Here is a 16944-nt window from a genome sequence, read left to right on the forward strand (position 1 = left end):
CAAGCATATCCGTTTGTCGTGGTCGGCGACAACAGGCGGGGCGCGGTATGACGTCGCAGACCCCGGAGCGGTATCGCCAGTCAGCGCTGGCGCGACACCTCGCTTGGCGATAATAATACCTGCGCCTTAACAATAACCAGGACCGAATCATGAGCACAGCAGACCCCTTCTCCCCCGTCACGCTGGGAAGTTTTGCCATGGCCAATCATTTCTTGATGGCGCCCATGACCCGCGCCCGGGCACCGGAGCGCGTGCCTAACGACATCATGGTCGACTACTACCGACAGCGTGCGGGCACCGGCCTGATTATCACCGAAGCCACTCAAGTGTCAGACCAGGGCACTGGCTCTATCGCCACCCCGGGCATCCATACCGCAGAGCAGATCGCAGGCTGGCGCAGGGTTACCGATGCAGTGCACGCCGCCGGCGGGCGCATCATCTGCCAGATATGGCACGTGGGCCGGGTTTCGCACAGCAAAATGCAGGCAAACGATGAGCAACCCGTGTCGTCTTCGGCAACCGCCGGTGAGGTCAACACCTTTACGGCCGATGGTTTTGAGCCCTGCACCCCACCGAGGGCGCTGACGAGAGATGAAATTGCCGGTGTCGTCAACCAGTATCGCCAGGGGGCCCTTAATGCCATCGAGGCGGGCTTTGACGGCGTACAAATCCACGCAGCCAGTGGCTACCTGATCGATCAGTTCCTGCGAGACGGGGTGAATCAGCGCGAGGACGACTACGGCGGCAGCGTGGAAAATCGCGCCCGCTTCCTGCTTGAAGTAACCGACGCTGTGTGCGATGCCATTGGCGGTGAGCGCACCTCGGTGCGCCTGTCTCCGTTTACGGTGACCTGGGATTGCAGTGACAGTCATCCCGAGTCGATCTTCAGCCATGCGGTGAGTGAACTGGACAAGCGCCCACTGGCGTTTCTGGAAATTGTCGAGCGGGGCTTTGACTCGCTGGCAGTGGATACCGGCGGTGGCTCAGATCTGGGCTTCTCGCCAGTCGACCTGCGCAAGCTCTACCGCGGTAATCTGGTGGCCAATGGCTGCTATGACCTCGAAAGCGCCCGCACTGCCCTGGCCAGTGGTCACGCCCAGGCTGTCTCTATCGGCCGGCCGTTGATGTCGACACCGGATTGGGTAGCGCGGCATGCCAGCGGCCAGCCACTTAATGACGATATTGAACCGGTGTTCTGGTATGGCGGGGCCGGTGAAGGCTACAGCGATCAGCCTGCAGCGTCGGAATGAGCTAGAACGGGTGCCCCACCATCACCCAGGCATTACTGCCTTCGTCGGACCAACCGACATCAAAGCGCACCACAATACCGCCCGTCATCGCCCTGAGGCCTAGCCCCACATCGCTGTGCCAGTCTTCCAGCAGTTCTGAGTCGTAGTCTGGCGCTACCCTGCCCCCTTCAACAAAGCCCACCAGTTGGAACCAGTCCAGGCGCAGGAACCGGAGCCAATCCACGTCTTTAACCGGGTTGTAGCGCAGCGTATAGCGCAACTCCGCGCTGGCATAGATTGAAGCCTTATCGTGGAAGCGGGCATCCCGATACCCGCGCATGCGATAAAAGCCGCCCAGGCTTGCCCCCTCAAGATACGGTGGCGCATCCTCGATACGCACGCCACCAATATCGTTGGTCGTCTCTCGCCAGCTCGGCGAATAGCCTGTCCAGGCATTGAGCGCCAGCACTCGCTGGCGAGCGAAGCGATCCTCGCCAAGGGGCACGTATTTGGCGGCCTCTGCCTCGACAAACGTCCATTGATCTTCAGAATCGAGCCAGGCTGGATCGTGGTGCAAGGCCATATACTGCCAACTTCCCTGGGAGGGATTAATCGGAAAATCGGTATTGTCGTGCAACAGCCCCAGCTCAAACGCATGAATAGTGCCGTCCAGATCACCGGCCCGCTCGTACTCGAAGCTCTGATAGCGGTTGTATTGGCGCAACGTCGCCACCGTCACGCCATGCTCCAACGGATTCCACTGCGGGCCGCCACTACCTTCAGAAACCAGAAGGCCACCCTCCAGCTCATAGTGGGCAATGGCTGAATCACGACCTTTGCCCGTTGGCAGCACATAGTCAAAGCGCATCTCCCACCAGTTACTATCGCCGCTGGACTCGAGAAAAAGATCCTCGCTGGAATCGTTGGCCCCCGGACGTATCACATCCGGCGGCAGATCCAGTTCACGAGGCCAGGTGTAGGCGCGGTGTTGCGGGTAGTAGCCCAGCATGCCGGTGACTGACACAAACAAGCGATCTGACCAGGGCGTGTTGTAATCCCAGACACCGGCAAACGCTCCCCAACTCTCTTCGCCCGCAAAGGCAATGCCGCCTACGAGCATCTGATCTTGATAAAAGCCCTTGCGCATACCCCCGACTCCCAGCACGGTGTCAGTACTCTCCGCCGCGAACGCATAAGGCAGCACCATGTATTCCCCGAGTGAACCGGTGTTCTCCAGACGGTCCACCGCCGACTTCACCTGCACCGGCGGCCGGGCCTGCGCCACGGTGGCCAGCATGCAGGACAAAATAAGAACGATAGAGGCGTATCTATTCATTGTTGCTTCGGCCGACAAAAGGTCTGTGGCGGACATTATCGGCGATCTCCAGTCCAGCGACTAGCGCTGCCCGGGAATACATCGTAATCAGTCGTCATTTATTGCGCGGCGCGCTTGGCTCATGCTAGTTTGAAACGGTCAAATCGCGCGAGCCTATACAGGATGTACGGCTAACGACCGCGATACCACCCCCGCTATGACGGGGCACAACGGGACGCAAACATGGCAGTTGATGAAGTACCGGGGCAGGCCGATAGCGGCATGTGCAGGATATTGGGCCGATGAGCATAATCACCCGTCTCAATATGGTATTCGTGCTCGGTGCAGTCACACTAGGCATACTTGCGAGCGGTGCCGCAGGCTTGCGCGATTACCAGATTCAGCTCAACCAAATCACCACGACGGCTGCCAGTGGGCTAGAGGCGCGCCCCGATCTGCAATTCCATATCTATCGCAACGACAGCGCGGCGATGGCCGACGTCATCGAGCTGTTCTTTCAGGACCCCGCCATTAGTGGCGGCGTTATCTACAACAACACCGGGGTCGAGATTTCGACACTGAAGAGCCCTGCCGGGCGCGGGTTCATTGCCACAGATTTCGACAGGGTCCGCGGCGATGCACTGACGGTGGATGAAGTACTCGTCGCATTTGCCAGTGACGGTGATCGCATCACCCCCACATGGTTCAACTCAGTGCTGGCCGCTGACGAACCCATTTATTACAGCCTGCCTGTATTCACCCTGGTCAACCCCGCTGAACGACTCCTCACCGAGGCGGATTTTGCCCTGGCACTGACCGATGCAACGCGCGATAAGAGCCAGTGGGTGATTGGCTATCTCCACCTCGTCCTGGATCGAACGCCGCTCAATGCTGCCGCCCTGTTCGCTGCCGCCACGGTAATGCTCTGGGTAGCTGCACTGGTATTGCTCTGCTGTATTGCCGCATGGCTGGTGGGGCGTCGTATTACCCGGCCACTCAAGCAATTGGGCGACATTGCCAATGATGTTGCCGCCGGCAACATGCAGGGGCCGATCCACCTCGAGGGTGGCGGCGAAATGCAGGAGGTTGCGCGGATTATTAATACCGTACTTGGCGGCATAAAGAACTTCAAAGCGGAACAGGAGATCGGCAACCGCCTCCTCAGCCTTAAGGTCGAAGAGCGCAACTCGCAACTGACGGAACGCAATGCACAGCTCAATAAAGTCGTGGGCGAGGTCAAGAAGACCCGCAGCCGACTCCACCACTTGTCTAATTACGACAAGCTCACGCAATTACCTAACCGCCAACTGTTTGCCGAACAACTGGACTTACTTCTCAAGCTCAATCACCGCAATCAGCATAATCTGGCGCTGCTGTTTATCGACCTGGACGAATTCAAACGGGTTAATGACTCACTCGGGATCAGCGCGGGCGATCATCTGCTGCAGCAGGTGGCGGGCCGCTTGAACGAAACCGTGCGCGAGAGCGATAGCATTGGCCACCTGGTGAACAGCGATGCAGACATTGCGGTGTCTCGTCTCGGCGGCGACGAGTTTACGGTTGTGCTCAATGAAGTAGAGTCCGATAAAGCTGCCTTGCAAGCTGCGCAGCGAGTGGTGGCAGCGCTGGAGGCGCCCTATTACATCGATGACCATGAGCTGGTTATCAAGCCTGCTATCGGAATCGCCATAGCGCCACTGCACGGGGCTGACGTCGAGGAACTGCTCTTGGCCGCCAGCGCGGCAAAATGGCATGCCAAGAAGACTCCCCGCGCGGGGATCGAAATGTACAGCGAAAGTATGGGTGAGCAAGGCCAGAGCCGGCTGCGCCTGGAAGCAGACCTGCGCAGAGCCATAGAACGCGATGAGCTGTCGCTGCACTACCAGCCCCAGGTGGACACACGTTCAGGCTCCGTGGCCGGTGTTGAGGCCCTGCTGCGCTGGGAGCATCCGGAAGAAGGCATGATCCCGCCCGGCGACTTTATTCGCCTGGCCGAGGAAATCGGCGTGATCGACCAACTCGGTGACTGGGTACTGGTGCAGGCCTGCCAGCAGGTACAGGCCTTTAATCGGGCAGGCCTCAAGCTGCAGAAAGTGGCCATTAACATTTCCGCACTACAGTTCGGCACAGAATTTGTTGCGCGTGTAAACCAGGTAATACGTCAGTTTGGCATTGCACCCGAGCAACTCGAACTGGCGCTGACCGAAGGCATTATGACCAGCAATGACGAGGAAACCGTTGAAGCCCTGCGGGCGTTGAAAGACACCGGCGTGTATTTGTCGGTCGATGATTTCGGCACGGGTTACTCACCGTTGACCTATCTAAGCCAATACCCGCTGGACGAGATCAAGATAGCGCGCGAATTTCTCCTCGACAGCGGCCGCAGCGAAGCCGGCGCTAAACTCATTGTGGCAATCATCGCCATGGCGCGTAGCCTGGGGCTGAGGGTATTGGTGACTGGGGTAGAAACCCACGCGCAGTTCAAGTTCCTGACGGAAAATGGCGCCGGGTTCCTCCAGGGTTATCTGTTCAGTCCGCCGGTAACCGCAGATGAACTCAAACCCATGCTTTCCCCCTGGCATTTTGTCGACCAGGTGCAGCGACTCGCTGAATCGCAGCCCCCGGCCAACACCCTCCCCTAGGCGCCATAGGCCGCCTGAAAGGCGGCCTCAAATGCTTCAAGTTGATCGGCGGGTAGATCATTGATTCCCGCAGCTCCAGCTCGACCACCACCGGTAGGAAATTGCATACACAATTCCGCGGCGCCCTGCTTGTTCGCCAGCGGTGCACGCACACTGACCAGATAGTTGCCGTTGTCCTTGGCTGTGAGTACGGCGTGAGCACGCTCGGGATTGGCCGTTGCAAGATCATTGCTGAATACACCGCTAACCCGCCGCGCCCAGGCTTCATTCGGCAGCATGAAAATCGCCACCTCAGCGCTCGCCAGTGAGGCCTGTAATGCCTCCGCTGCCCCCATGTCCTGGGTGTAGCCTTCGGCCAGGGTACGGAAGTGCGCAGAGGCGCTGACAAAATCGAGGGCGCTTTGCGCTTCGGCCAGGTGAAGATAAAGATCCTTAGGATCAAAGTGCAGGTCGGCAATGGCCGGGCCATAGCCGTTGTAATTGATATACGTACCCAGCTTCTCCAGACGATCCAGATCTTCACTGGCGATATCCAGCCCCTTGGCGAGAGTCCGTGCAGTCTCTTTGAGGTTGTCGCCAAAGGCACCGGTAACCGCCCAGTCCAGGTAGGCACCCTGCAGATGGCCATTGACAAGCGCCGCCGTGCACACGTCAGGGGACTCATTGATCAAGCTCACCAGAGACGCATGCTCAGGAATATCACCCGGGAAATGATGATCGACATAAAACACTTCAGCGCCGGCCTCCAGTGCTGTGGCCAGGCCCTGTTTGTTTTTGTCCATCGAAATATCGAGCACAGTGAGCCTATCACCCGCCGCAGGATCAATCTTACTGAGCAGATTGATATCGCGCTTCACTCCGGTCACCAGTTGGGCATCACGGGGCTCCGCTTTGCGCAACTGAAGCAACGCACAAATACCATCGGCATCGCCGTTAAAAACATCGTAATCCATTCTATACCTCCAAAAAAAATCGCGACCATTGGCCGTCCCGCGCCCAGGCGGGTCAGCCAATGGCCGCGATACGCTGTGCTAGCTATCGAGACTCTGGTAGTAGTCGGACAGAATCTTGGCGACTTCAGGTCGGGAGAATTCCGGGGGCGGCGCAATGCCCTTACCCAGCATCTCGCGTACTGCGGTACCGGAAAGGAGTACAAAGTCATCCTTGGAGTGGTCAGGCGCGTCGCGCATCATCACAACCTTGTTCAGCTTCTTGCTGTATGCGGTGTGATCGGCCTTGTAGATTTCGAGCTCAAGCGCGTCCGCAGGCACTTCTTCGTCAAAGATCGTCTGAGCGTCAAAGCCACCGTAGTAATCTCCCACACCCGCGTGATCGCGACCCACAATCAGGTGAGTACATCCGCAGTTCTGGCGGAACACTGCGTGCAGCACGGCTTCGCGTGGTCCTGCATACAGCATGTCGAAGCCGTAGCCGGTAATCATGACGGTGTTTTCGGGGAAATACACATCCACCATCTTGCGAATTGCAGCGTCGCGTACATCCGCTGGAATGTCACCGGGCTTGAGCTTACCGAGCAGCATGTGGATGAGAATACCGTCGGCGTTCAGATCGTCCTTGGCCATGCGACACAGTTCTTCGTGAGCACGGTGCATGGGATTGCGGGTCTGGAAGGCCACTACCTTCTCCCAGCCACGCTTGGCAATCTCCTCGCGAATTTCCACCGCAGTCCGGAAAGTCTCGGGGAACTCCGCCTGGAAATAAGAGAAGTTAAGCACCTGAATCGGACCGGACAGCAGCGTCTTGCCGAGGCTCTTGAAGGTCGCGACACCCGGGTGCTGACCGTCGAGCGTGCGGAAGATCTTCTCCGCCATAAAATCGATCTGCTCATCGCTGACGGATTCAACCGCCTCTACATCCATAATGGCAAGCACGGGATTGCCTTCGACATTGGGGTCGCGCAAGGCAATGCGGCTACCGGCCTCGACACCACTTTCATCGGTCATGTTAACCACGGGCACCGGGAAAAATACGCCGCTGCTGGTGGTCATGGATTCCGCGACGCTCATAGCATCCGCGAGATTCATGTAACCCGTAAGCGGGTTGAAATAACCGCCACCGAGCATCACTGCATTTGCCGCAGCGGCTGAGTTCAGCAAAATAGAGGGCAGCGACTCTGCCTCAGTGAGCAGTGCTGCACGCTGGGCATCGTCGGCGACGTACAGGGGGTTCAGTTCATCAGAACCATGGGGCTTGATCATGCTTTTCTCCGGTTTACTTGGTGACAATGCCGCGCTCACGCAGCAGGTCGAGGATCAGGTTGACTTCTTCTTCCAGCGACTGCTGGTCAGAGTGCAGGTGCAGCTCAGGGTTTGCGGGCGCCTCATAGGGATCGTCAATACCGGTGAAGTTCTTGATTTCGCCGGCCCGGGCCTTCTTGTACAAGCCCTTGGGGTCGCGCGCTTCAGCGGCTTCGAGTGAACAATCGACAAAGATCTCAATAAAGTCCATGCCGGCTTCTTCGTGGAGTACCCGCACCGCGTCACGGTCTGCCTTATAGGGGCTCACAAAGCTCGACAGTGCAATCTGGCCACTGTCGACGAACAACTTGGCCACCTCGCCAATACGACGAATGTTCTCGGCACGATCTTCGGCGGAAAAGCCAAGGTTCTTGTTGATACCCATACGGACGTTGTCGCCGTCGAGGCGATAGCAGGCCACACCGCGTTCGTGCAACATACCCTCGAGTTCCACCGCCACCGTGCTTTTGCCGCTACCGGACAATCCGGTGAACCACAAAGTGGCGCCTTTGTGTCCCAACAGCTTTTCGCGGTGCTCTCTGGTGATATCGCCTTCGTGCCAGTGCACATTGGTTGCTTTTTGTTCAGCCATGGTAGGGTCCTGTCTGTTGGGATAATGAGATCGGCGCAGCTTACGCACGTTACAGCTATATGTAAAACAGGATATTATGGATACCAGTATCGGTTTTTCCGGCGGTAAGTCCGCCGCTACACGAAGATGAAATATACCCTCAAACAACTCCAGGTCTTTCTCGCCGTTGCCCGGCACGAGAACATCTCGCGCGCAGCAGCTGAGCTGCATATGTCACAGTCAGCGGCCAGTGAGGCCCTGCTCAACCTCGAACAGGGCTACGCCATACCGCTGTTTGATCGCGCCAGTAATAAGCTGTCTCTAAATGCCACGGGGCACACGGTCCGCAAGGAAGCCGAATCGCTGCTCGCCCACTGCCAGCATTTTGAAGACCTTTTGCATACGCACCAGTCACTGGGACACATCAAGGTTGGCGCGAGCTTTACCATAGGCAACCATCTCGCCACCCGTTACCTGGCCGGCTATCTTGGCAAGTATCCCGAGGCCGACGTCCGCCTGGAGATCGCCAATACCCCGGAAATTGTGGCCAAAGTCCTCAACTACGAGGTCGATATCGGCATGATCGAAGGCGAGTATCAGCACCGGGAACTGGAACTGATTCCCTGGCGAGACGATGAACTGGTGGTGTTCTGCGCGGCCAATCATCCACTGGCGGAGAAAAAGACCCTATCGACCCGGGATATTCGCGAGGCAGCATGGATATTGCGCGAGCCGGATTCCGGTGCTCGTCACACCTTCGACCGTGCCATGGCGGGATTGCTTTCGGAGCTGAACGTTTATATGGAGTTCATGCACAATGAAGCGATTAAAAATGCCGTAGAATCGGGCCTGGGCATCGGCTGTCTGTCCCGCATTGTACTGGAGCGCAATTTCGCCAATGGCGATCTCGTGCCACTGACCCTGCCCCGCCGCGATCTGCGTCGTAGCTTTTACTTCGTCCTGCCCAGGCAGCGCTACCCAATCGAGTCGGTGAGCTACTGGATGGATACCTGTCGCTCCGTCGACACCTGAACTAAGATAGGCTTTTTTGGAGGAGTCCGCCCCATGGCCAGTGGCCATACCAACAAGCACACCGCCCGCTCAGCCCAGACCAGACTGCGCTTTATCAACGCTGCCCAGAAGCTATTTGCCGAGCGCGGTGTTGACGTCGTATCTCTGAACGAGGTGACAAAAGCTGCCGGGCAGAAAAACCGCAACGCGTTGCAATATCATTTCGGCAACCGGCAGGGGCTCATACAGGCTATTCTCGATTACCATGCCGATCCGGTCGAGGCACTGCGAAACCGGTTCCTGGCGAGCGCCGAGCTCGAGCAATGGTCGCCCGCAGAGCAGGTCGCCCGCACCCTCGTCACACCATTGGGAGAGTATCTGAAGAGCACCCCCGAGGGTGAGTATTACGTGAGAATTCTGTCGCAACTGGCGGCCACTAACAGCCCGACAACCAATCCAGGCGCCGATTCACAAATCAGTTTCCGCGATGTCCCTGCCCTGGAACCCCTGGTTGCCAGGGCGCTGTCACACCTCGGCCAGGCGGAGGCTAGGCGCCGCCTGTTTCTGGCGGTGTCGATTAATTTCCACAGTATTGCAGACATCTGCAGCGCCTTTGGCGACAAGCCCCGTCAACGCAGCATCATGCTCGACCAGGTAGCCGGCGCCATTGCAGCCACGCTGGAAGCCCCGCCAGGAACTGAGTTGAGCCAGCGCAAAATCATCCACATTGACGCGGATTCCTTCTACGCGTCTGTCGAGATGCGCGAAGACCCCAGTTTGGTCGGCCACCCCATCGCCGTGGGCGGGCGCACTGGCCGTGGCGTCATTGCCACCTGCAACTACGAGGCCCGTAAGTTCGGTGTGCACTCCGCCATGCCCAGTAGCCGCGCCCGACAGCTGTGCCCCCAGTTGCAAATTCTCAAACCGCGCTTTGAGCTTTATCGCGAGGTGTCTCGCCAGTTCCACCAGGTATTTAACCGCTATACAGATGTCATCGAACCACTCAGCCTAGATGAGGCCTATCTCGATGTCAGCGCAGCCACTGCCTGCCGTGGCAGCGCCACCCTTATTGCCGAAGACATACGCGCGAGTATTAAGCGCGAGCTGAATCTGACCGTTTCGGCGGGTGTCGCTCCGAATAAGTTTCTTGCCAAGGTCGGAAGCGACTGGAACAAGCCCGACGGCTGCTTCACGATCGCGCCGGAGCAGGTCGCAGAATTTGTGGCCGATCTTCCTGTGGCAAAAATCAATGGGGTCGGCAGCGTCACTGCTGCCAAGCTGGAAAAACTGGGCGCGACCACCTGCGGGGAGTTGCAAAAGATACCGCTGGAAACCCTGGCCCGACGCTTTGGCAAATACGGCATACGCCTGTCACGCCTTGCCCACGGTGACGATAATCGCCCGGTACAGACCAGCCGCATTCGCAAATCCATCTCGGTGGAGAACACCTATGCCGACGATCTTAAAGATACCGGAGCCATGCAACTCGCACTGGAAAAAATCCTCGAAGAACTTGAATCCCGATTTCACCACATTGACGAGCAGTACCACCCGCACAAGCGATTTGTAAAAGTAAAATTCAATAACTTCGAACAGACGACCATCGAAGAGGTCATTCCCGCCAACGGGGAGCACTGGTTACAACCGGTGGCCTACCGGGCACTGTTGGAGAGAGCGTGGCAGCGCCAGAGCCGACCGGTCCGATTGCTGGGGGCGGGACTGCGGCTAAACCCTCGCAGCGAAGTGCGGGAAGCGCAGCTGGCGCTGTTTGAAGCCTGATCTGCGTCTAGCGTCGATCAAACTTTGTAGATAGGACAATCGCCGAATCTGTGTCCCGAACACCTTCGGTCTCGCCAATTCGGTCCAGGGTGGTGTCGAGCTCTGCCGGACTGTGCACCCGCATCAGTGCCACCATATCGATTTTGCCACTAACGGTGTACAAGGCCTCAACCTGAGGAAGTTTCTCAAGGGCACTGGTTACCATCGCCCCCTTGCGTGGATCTACCACCAGATTGACGTAAGCCTGTATTGTTTCCGCGCGATAACTGTCGCTCAGCTTGACCTTGTAACCGGTAATGACGCCATTGCTTTCCAGGGCCGTAAGGCGCTTTTGCACCGTCGTGCGCGACAAATCCAGTTCCCGTGCAAGCTCACTGACGCTCTGACGCGCATTGCGCTGCAGTGCCTTCAACAGCCGTTTATCGTTCTTACTCAGCTCCACTTCAGCTCCCCCACAACCAACAATTAACAAATTGAACATTATGCTGGTCAATTTGGCACCTATTTGACCATATTAACCAGTTATTGCAACTGCCAATTCATCACCCGATAGCCACACAATGAATGCATAACAACCTCAGGAATACCGACATGACAGGTGACATCAAACAACAATGGCAGCAAGACCGGCGCGAGACCTACTCCTGTACCGGTGGCTTCATCGCCAGCGCTCAGCCGGAAGATTCTGCCTACCTGTTCTGCGCTGCCAAACTGGAAACCCGCGCGGCCGACTTTCTGAGCAACTTCAATGGTGCGGTCAGCTATGCTGTCAAGGCCAACCCCGAAGCCCGAATTCTGCAGACCTTGCGTCGCAGCGGCGTGCAGCACTTCGACGTTGCATCCCTGGAGGAAGTTCGCTCTACCCTGGCCATCGCGCCACAAGCAACGCTGCACTTTAACAATCCTATCAAGGACGACACATCAATAGCTGAAGCCTACCAGCGCTATGGCGTACGCTCATTTGCCCTCGACGAGACTGCCGAGCTGGAGAAAATCTACCGGGCCTGCGGTGGCGACCCTGAGGTTCGCTACACCGTTCGCTTCAAACTGGAACACAGTGGCGCCGCGTACGACTTTGGCAGCAAGTTCGGCGCTACGCCCGATGCAGCCGTACAGCTGCTACGCCTCGTCAAGGCGCGGGGCGGCCGCCCCGCACTCACCTTCCACCCGGGCTCACAGTGTGTTGAGCCCGCCATGTACGGCCGCTATCTCGAAGTGGCGGGCGATATTATTGAGCGCGCGGGTGTTGCGCCAGAACTGGTCAACGTCGGAGGTGGCTTTCCCGTTCAATACGCTGGCGCCGATGTGCCCGAACTGGCCACGTTCTTCGCTGAAATTCATTCCGCTGCCGAGCGCTTTCTGCCTGCTGGCACGCCGCTTATGTGTGAACCTGGACGCGCCATGGTGGCGGACAGCGTCTCGCTGCTGACCCGGGTCATTCATGTACGTGAAAACGGCCACAGCCTGTTTGTAAACGACGGGGTGTACGGCGGTATGCAGGAACAGCTGCTGATTGACCTGCAAATGCCCGTGCGCGCCTGGCGTGGCGACAGCCTGCTCAGCGGACCGGTCAACGAGTACCACGTGTTCGGACCTACCTGCGACCCTGTCGATAAGCTGTCGCGAACCACACCGCTACCGAAGGACCTGCGCGCCGGAGACTACATCGAATTCGGCTTGCTGGGTGCCTATGGTTCAGCCACGAGCACCGGCTTTAATGGCTTCCGCTCCGGGGGCTATCGCGACATTCTGGTCGCTCAGGATTTTAGCGCTCGCTAGTTGCGCTAAACCAGATCGGCGAGGACCAGGCCCGTTCCTGAATAACGGGCCGATGCTCCGGCGCACAACACCCTTCAAACCCATCGGCAATGGTCGCAGGGTCGTCACATCTGACACCGGCGGCCACGCACTGACGCTGGCTCCAGCGACAGCTGGGATTTTCAAGAACACGCGTGTAGTAAAAGGCCGATTCCCCGGGCTTGAACTCAGGGTCGCGCCATACGCTGCAAAGTTCGGCGAACCCCTCACCACTGCGCGCACAGTTAGCGGGATTGACCGTCGCACCATTGTCTGCCGATCCGGCTACATCGAAGACCTTTTCCCGGGCATTACCGCCGACGTCCACCCAACCCTTTACCACCTGAATACGCTGTAAGGGCACACCCGGGGAATCCGGGGTGCCGGGGTCCTGACTGGCCGCAATCAGAAAAACCGGCGGCGTCTCACTTGCGGCCCACTCGCCACCCATCGGCACGCCATTGGCGTACGCTATGGCAATGCGATCCGCCTGGTCACACAAATTGTCGGGATAGTCGCCGGCAAACATGCGACTGGTAATACGCGGACCGGAGGTGGCATAGGTTTCCCGGGCGCGCATGCCATTAAACAAGGCATCTCGCGAATTTTCTTCGGCCCAGACGACGGCCAGACCACCAGGGTTGTATTCAAGCTTGTCGGGCAGCCCGGGCGGTATAGCCTCGCCCGCGGGCACTCCGGCGCCACCGTGACCGAGGAAACGATCCTCTTCGGCGGCTCCGGGAGCCCCAAGGTGGGTATCTGTGCTGGCGATAACACCAAACTGATAAGGGTTTACCCCGAGCTCCTGCTCCAACTTCAGACCATCGACGAGCACCTGCCTGACGAACCCGGTGTCAGGCAGCGGCGGCTTGTTGAGGCCTGCGATGTTGTCGTTGGGCTGTTGTTCGAAGGCACACAACTCATCGCTCGCCCCTGGGCCGTAGTAGCACTCAGAGGCGCCCTTGTGCTGCATGATCTCCACCAGCGGTTCAAACCGCATGCGCCGGGCAGCGTATTCAGGCGTCATTAAACCCCCACCGTCAAGCTGCGCCGGGAACATGTAGCCCGCACTCAGATTGGAGTTGTGGGGAATGACCAACGCATCACAGGTACCCGAGCTCAGGCATTTCTCATGCAATCCCTGCCACAACAGTTCAGGGGCGGGAGTATCGATAAAGCTCAGGGGAAGATCCGGGACATCGGCATTGCGAAATACCACATTGCGATGCAGATTACCGCCGCTGGCGCCCTCCATCGCTGTCCACTCGTAGCCCACAAAACTGGTGAATTCGCACTGCGCCGAACGATCGTAATGCTGCTCCGCCGCATGCTGCATTTCGCCCCAGGGGATGCGCGACGCCTCCAGACACACTTGATCGTCATCGCCACACAGGCCCAGATGCGCCTGCTGCATAGTGGCCACGAAGTTAAACAGGTAATAGGCAACCCGCGGCAGATTGCGATACACCACGCACTGCCAGCTGCCATATCCCTCCGCGTCCGGTGTATTACACATATACACCTCGCCAATCAGTTCGGCGTGATCAGAGACCATGGCGAAATCCAGTGGACGTCGCAGCTGCAGGCTGCGCATGCCTTCCCCACTATCGCTCCAGGGCTGGATAGGCAGTTTCTCGCCACGTGCGAATGCGTAAGCCTGGGCGGGGTTGTCTGAGTACCCTGGGTGCTTGCATCGAGGGAATATCGGGTGTGGACATGCAGATCGCCAAACCACGGCTGCTTGAGCGGGTCGCGATTGGCGCAGGCCTCACGTTGCTCTGAATAGCCCTGCTCTGCCGTCAGAGCCGCCGGACATACCGAGAGTATGAGCAGTGTGATTAAAAGCTGTTTGTACCTGGCCATCCATCTCTCCAACTGACTGCAATGATGCCCTGGCCGAGCTTAACTCAGCGGCAGAGCCGATGTATTCTCGCGTCTCCAGATACTGGGTGAAAGTCCTTCCCAGCGTTTGAAAGCGTGGCTGAAATTCGCCGATTCCCTATAGCCCAGCAATGTCGATATCTGCTCCATCGGCAACCGGGTCTTTCCCAGATATTCAAGCGCCAGACCATAGCGTAGCTCGTCGACGATTTCACGGTAGCCGGTATTCTCATCGCGCAATCGCCGCTTGAGGGTGCGAGTAGATAAACCCAATGAATTGGCCACAACATCGATATCGGGGAACACGCCGGGCCGGGAGAGCACCTGCATACGCACACTGTCGACAAATCGTCCCTGACCACTCAGCCGCGCCATGATCAACTGGCACTGCTGCTCAAGATGCAGGGAGGTTCCTCGATGATTGTTCAGCAGCGGTTCTTCCAGTAACGCCGCATCAAACACTAGCCGACTGTGTTGACTGGAAAAGCTGACCGGACTCTGGAACATCCGCAGATAGTTGTCGGCATTGCCGTTGCTCGCATGCGGCAACAACACATGATGCAGGTAAAAACGTTGTCCCAGTATGGCCCGAAAGGTGCGTGCAGCGGCTGCCAGGCCACGGTCGACGAAAACCCGGGTCAGATCAGGTGAGGTGTCAGGATTGCCACGCAGTTCAAACCAGGCATCGCGCCCCTGTTTGCCATAACCGAAGCTGAAGAAACTGAACGCCATGGGTCCAAAGCTCTCCGCCAACACCAGGACGCGTTCGAACGTTTCTGCAGAGAGTAAGGCGTAACCAAACAATCCGTAGCGCTCGGGAATCACCACGTCACCCAGTTCCAGACCAATGCTGGGATCGCCGCTCAAGCGGATCACATTTTCGTAAAACCGGCACTCCTGCTCTCTACTGAGCGAGTCGTCAATTCCCTCACGCAGAACGTCCGCTTCGCACAGGCCAGTTCCATCCAGACAGGCCGCTGCATCGTGGCCGCGGGCGGCCATGACCTCCAAAGCGGGCAACAACGATCTTACAGGGTGGAGTATCACGAACAGGGCAGCAGCAGGCTAAGCACGGCAAAAGACCGCGAAAGTGTAAACATCCCGTGTATAAAGCACAAACCGATAGCGACACCGCAGACCAAGGGGTATGATCTCGACCATGCAGAAACAGTACTCTCCTCCCCAGTTCCCCTGGCTCTCTGTCGGGGCGCTGAGCGTGTTCCTGATGGCGTTAATCGGCTTTGAATCCGGCGTCTCTGTCACCGAGCGCCCCGAGCTCAGCACCGAAGGGTTTCTGACCAAAGCCTACTATTCTCTGAGCCTGTTTGTGGTTGGCGGCGTTGACCTGGGCACACCTCTGGGCGGCCCGCTGTTGGGCCAGGCCATGGTTTGGACGGCTTATTTCGGCGCGCCCATGCTCGCTGCATGGGGCCTGATCAGCGCCCTGCTTCGCGCACTGGCACCGCAGGCGTGGCAACTCAAGCGCCTGCGCAATCACGTCGTGGTGGTTGGCGATGGCGAACTGGCCATCAGCTACCTGAGGGTGCTTCGGGAGCACAACCGGAAAACCCCCGTAGTCGTAGTCTCCAATACTGGCTCAGAGGTTTTGCGGGACGAGTTCAAACAGAGTTTTGGTGCGGTCGTGGTCAGCGGTGACATTACCCACCAGTTTTTCCTACGCGAGCTGCGCGTGGAACGCGCGCGGCGTATTCTGCTGCTAAACGATAACAGCCTGCGCAGTTACGAGGCTGCCAGCGTCTTGCTGAACCTGGTACCGGGCATCGCATCGAGAGTCATCATTCACTGTTCAAGCCTGCGCTTCATGCGCTCCATGGCCAATACCCGGGTAGCCAACCATTGCCACTGCTTCAACACCTACCATCTGGCGGCTTCTGGCCTGGTTCGCGGGCAAATGCTCGAGCACTTCCACGAGACACGCCCCAAAGACGTTGTCATCCTCGCGGGCTTTGGGCGCTTTGGCCAGACCGTGCTCGAGGAAATGCAAAACTCTGCCTCGGGGGAACTGGATACCGTACTTATCATCGACAAGGACGCCCGCCGCCGCGTTCTGGTGGCAGACGAACAGATGAAATTCAGCGGCGACTATCGACGTGAGTTGTTTGAAGGCGACATTGCCCACCCGGAGGTCTGGGAGCAGGTGCGCAATACCGTCAGCGTCGACGGCGACAATACCGTATTCGTACTCGGCACCGGCCGCGAGGAAGAGAACCTGCGCACAGCGCTGTGGCTGCGCCGAAAATACCCGCAGTCCATGGTCATTGCACGCTCCAGCAAGGAATCCCTGTTCGCCACTGAAGTGGGCCGGGAGCACAATATCATCAGCATCAGTATTGCCCAGTTACTGGAAGACAATATTCCGCGCGACTGGATCGAGATGCGCTGATCAGCGCGTTTGTGCCCGACCGGTAAAATCGTCATACTCTGCCCCCAGGAACACTGG

General features: G+C 58.1%; 12 protein-coding genes and 1 pseudogene. 6 read left to right on the plus strand and 7 right to left on the minus strand.

Features of this window, described 5'->3' with window-relative positions; translation table 11 throughout:
• Window positions 1-149: 149 nt before the first annotated feature.
• The gene (locus tag BST95_RS13825; protein WP_084200184.1) at window positions 150-1250 is read left to right on the plus strand and encodes an alkene reductase; all 1101 of its coding nucleotides are present in this window, start codon (window positions 150-152) and stop codon (window positions 1248-1250) included.
• 1 nt (window position 1251) lies between these two features.
• Here BST95_RS13825 and BST95_RS13830 read toward each other — a convergent pair whose 3' ends face one another.
• On the minus strand, window positions 1252-2565 hold the full coding sequence (locus BST95_RS13830; protein WP_229801573.1) for a BamA/TamA family outer membrane protein: 1314 nt from the start codon (window positions 2563-2565) through the stop codon (window positions 1252-1254).
• A gap of 281 nt (window positions 2566-2846) precedes the next feature.
• Here BST95_RS13830 and BST95_RS13835 point away from each other — a divergent pair, with 281 nt between their 5' ends.
• Entirely contained in the window at window positions 2847-5186 is a 2340-nt protein-coding gene (locus tag BST95_RS13835; protein WP_084200185.1) for a putative bifunctional diguanylate cyclase/phosphodiesterase, read from the plus strand.
• Here the strand turns inward: BST95_RS13835 and BST95_RS13840 are convergent.
• From BST95_RS13840 to cysC, 3 genes are all read right to left on the minus strand, one after another.
• Window positions 5183-6139, minus strand: coding sequence for a DHH family phosphoesterase (locus tag BST95_RS13840; protein ID WP_084200186.1), 957 nt, complete (start codon window positions 6137-6139; stop codon window positions 5183-5185). The two genes, BST95_RS13835 and BST95_RS13840, sit on opposite strands and share 4 nt — an antisense overlap.
• 78 nt (window positions 6140-6217) lie before the next feature.
• The gene (sat, locus tag BST95_RS13845; protein ID WP_084200187.1) at window positions 6218-7405 is read right to left on the minus strand and encodes a sulfate adenylyltransferase; all 1188 of its coding nucleotides are present in this window, start codon (window positions 7403-7405) and stop codon (window positions 6218-6220) included.
• A 13-nt stretch (window positions 7406-7418) separates the two neighbouring features.
• Window positions 7419-8036 carry an adenylyl-sulfate kinase gene (cysC, locus tag BST95_RS13850; RefSeq protein ID WP_084200188.1) on the minus strand — a complete coding sequence of 206 codons (618 nt, stop codon included), beginning with the start codon at window positions 8034-8036 and terminating at the stop codon, window positions 7419-7421.
• Between the two features lie 126 nt (window positions 8037-8162).
• Here cysC and BST95_RS13855 point away from each other — a divergent pair, with 126 nt between their 5' ends.
• Both BST95_RS13855 and dinB read left to right on the plus strand, forming a co-directional pair.
• The gene (locus BST95_RS13855; protein ID WP_084200189.1) at window positions 8163-9047 is read left to right on the plus strand and encodes a LysR family transcriptional regulator; all 885 of its coding nucleotides are present in this window, start codon (window positions 8163-8165) and stop codon (window positions 9045-9047) included.
• Window positions 9048-9080: 33 nt separating this feature from the next.
• Window positions 9081-10805, plus strand: coding sequence for a DNA polymerase IV (dinB, locus tag BST95_RS13860; protein ID WP_084200190.1), 1725 nt, complete (start codon window positions 9081-9083; stop codon window positions 10803-10805).
• Between the two features lie 7 nt (window positions 10806-10812).
• Here the strand turns inward: dinB and BST95_RS13865 are convergent, their stop codons facing one another.
• Entirely contained in the window at window positions 10813-11247 is a 435-nt protein-coding gene (locus BST95_RS13865; protein WP_066051881.1) for an Lrp/AsnC family transcriptional regulator, read from the minus strand.
• Between the two features lie 149 nt (window positions 11248-11396).
• On the opposite strand from BST95_RS13865, the gene BST95_RS13870 reads away from it, so the two are divergent.
• Window positions 11397-12584 (plus strand): type III PLP-dependent enzyme domain-containing protein, encoded by a 1188-nt coding sequence (locus BST95_RS13870; RefSeq protein ID WP_169843951.1) that lies wholly within the window; start codon window positions 11397-11399, stop codon window positions 12582-12584.
• Here BST95_RS13870 and BST95_RS13875 read toward each other — a convergent pair.
• Both BST95_RS13875 and BST95_RS13880 read right to left on the minus strand, forming a co-directional pair.
• Window positions 12571-14465 (minus strand): annotated as a pseudogene (locus BST95_RS13875) (DUF3604 domain-containing protein). The gene BST95_RS13870 and the pseudogene BST95_RS13875 sit on opposite strands and share 14 nt — an antisense overlap.
• 39 nt (window positions 14466-14504) lie before the next feature.
• Window positions 14505-15503 (minus strand): AraC family transcriptional regulator, encoded by a 999-nt coding sequence (locus BST95_RS13880; protein ID WP_146004158.1) that lies wholly within the window; start codon window positions 15501-15503, stop codon window positions 14505-14507.
• A 139-nt stretch (window positions 15504-15642) separates the two neighbouring features.
• On the opposite strand from BST95_RS13880, the gene BST95_RS13885 reads away from it, so the two are divergent.
• A complete protein-coding gene (locus tag BST95_RS13885; protein ID WP_169843952.1) occupies window positions 15643-16887 on the plus strand; it encodes an NAD-binding protein in 1245 nt (414 codons plus the stop codon).
• The last annotated feature ends 57 nt before the right edge of the window (window positions 16888-16944 follow it).

It is taken from the genome of Halioglobus japonicus (genome assembly GCF_001983995.1).
Classification (GTDB): domain Bacteria; phylum Pseudomonadota; class Gammaproteobacteria; order Pseudomonadales; family Halieaceae; genus Halioglobus; species Halioglobus japonicus.

Excerpts from the sequence above, each read along its gene's own strand:
- BST95_RS13825 (WP_084200184.1), top strand. The coding sequence starts at position 150 with ATGAGCACAGCAGACCCCTTCTCCCCCGTCACGCTGGGAAGTTTTGCC.
- BST95_RS13830 (WP_229801573.1), bottom strand. The coding sequence starts at position 2,565 with ATGAATAGATACGCCTCTATCGTTCTTATTTTGTCCTGCATGCTGGCC.
- BST95_RS13835 (WP_084200185.1), top strand. The coding sequence starts at position 2,847 with ATGAGCATAATCACCCGTCTCAATATGGTATTCGTGCTCGGTGCAGTC.
- BST95_RS13840 (WP_084200186.1), bottom strand. The coding sequence starts at position 6,139 with ATGGATTACGATGTTTTTAACGGCGATGCCGATGGTATTTGTGCGTTG.
- sat (WP_084200187.1), bottom strand. The coding sequence starts at position 7,405 with ATGATCAAGCCCCATGGTTCTGATGAACTGAACCCCCTGTACGTCGCC.
- cysC (WP_084200188.1), bottom strand. The coding sequence starts at position 8,036 with ATGGCTGAACAAAAAGCAACCAATGTGCACTGGCACGAAGGCGATATC.
- BST95_RS13855 (WP_084200189.1), top strand. The coding sequence starts at position 8,163 with ATGAAATATACCCTCAAACAACTCCAGGTCTTTCTCGCCGTTGCCCGG.
- dinB (WP_084200190.1), top strand. The coding sequence starts at position 9,081 with ATGGCCAGTGGCCATACCAACAAGCACACCGCCCGCTCAGCCCAGACC.
- BST95_RS13870 (WP_169843951.1), top strand. The coding sequence starts at position 11,397 with ATGACAGGTGACATCAAACAACAATGGCAGCAAGACCGGCGCGAGACC.
- BST95_RS13885 (WP_169843952.1), top strand. The coding sequence starts at position 15,643 with ATGCAGAAACAGTACTCTCCTCCCCAGTTCCCCTGGCTCTCTGTCGGG.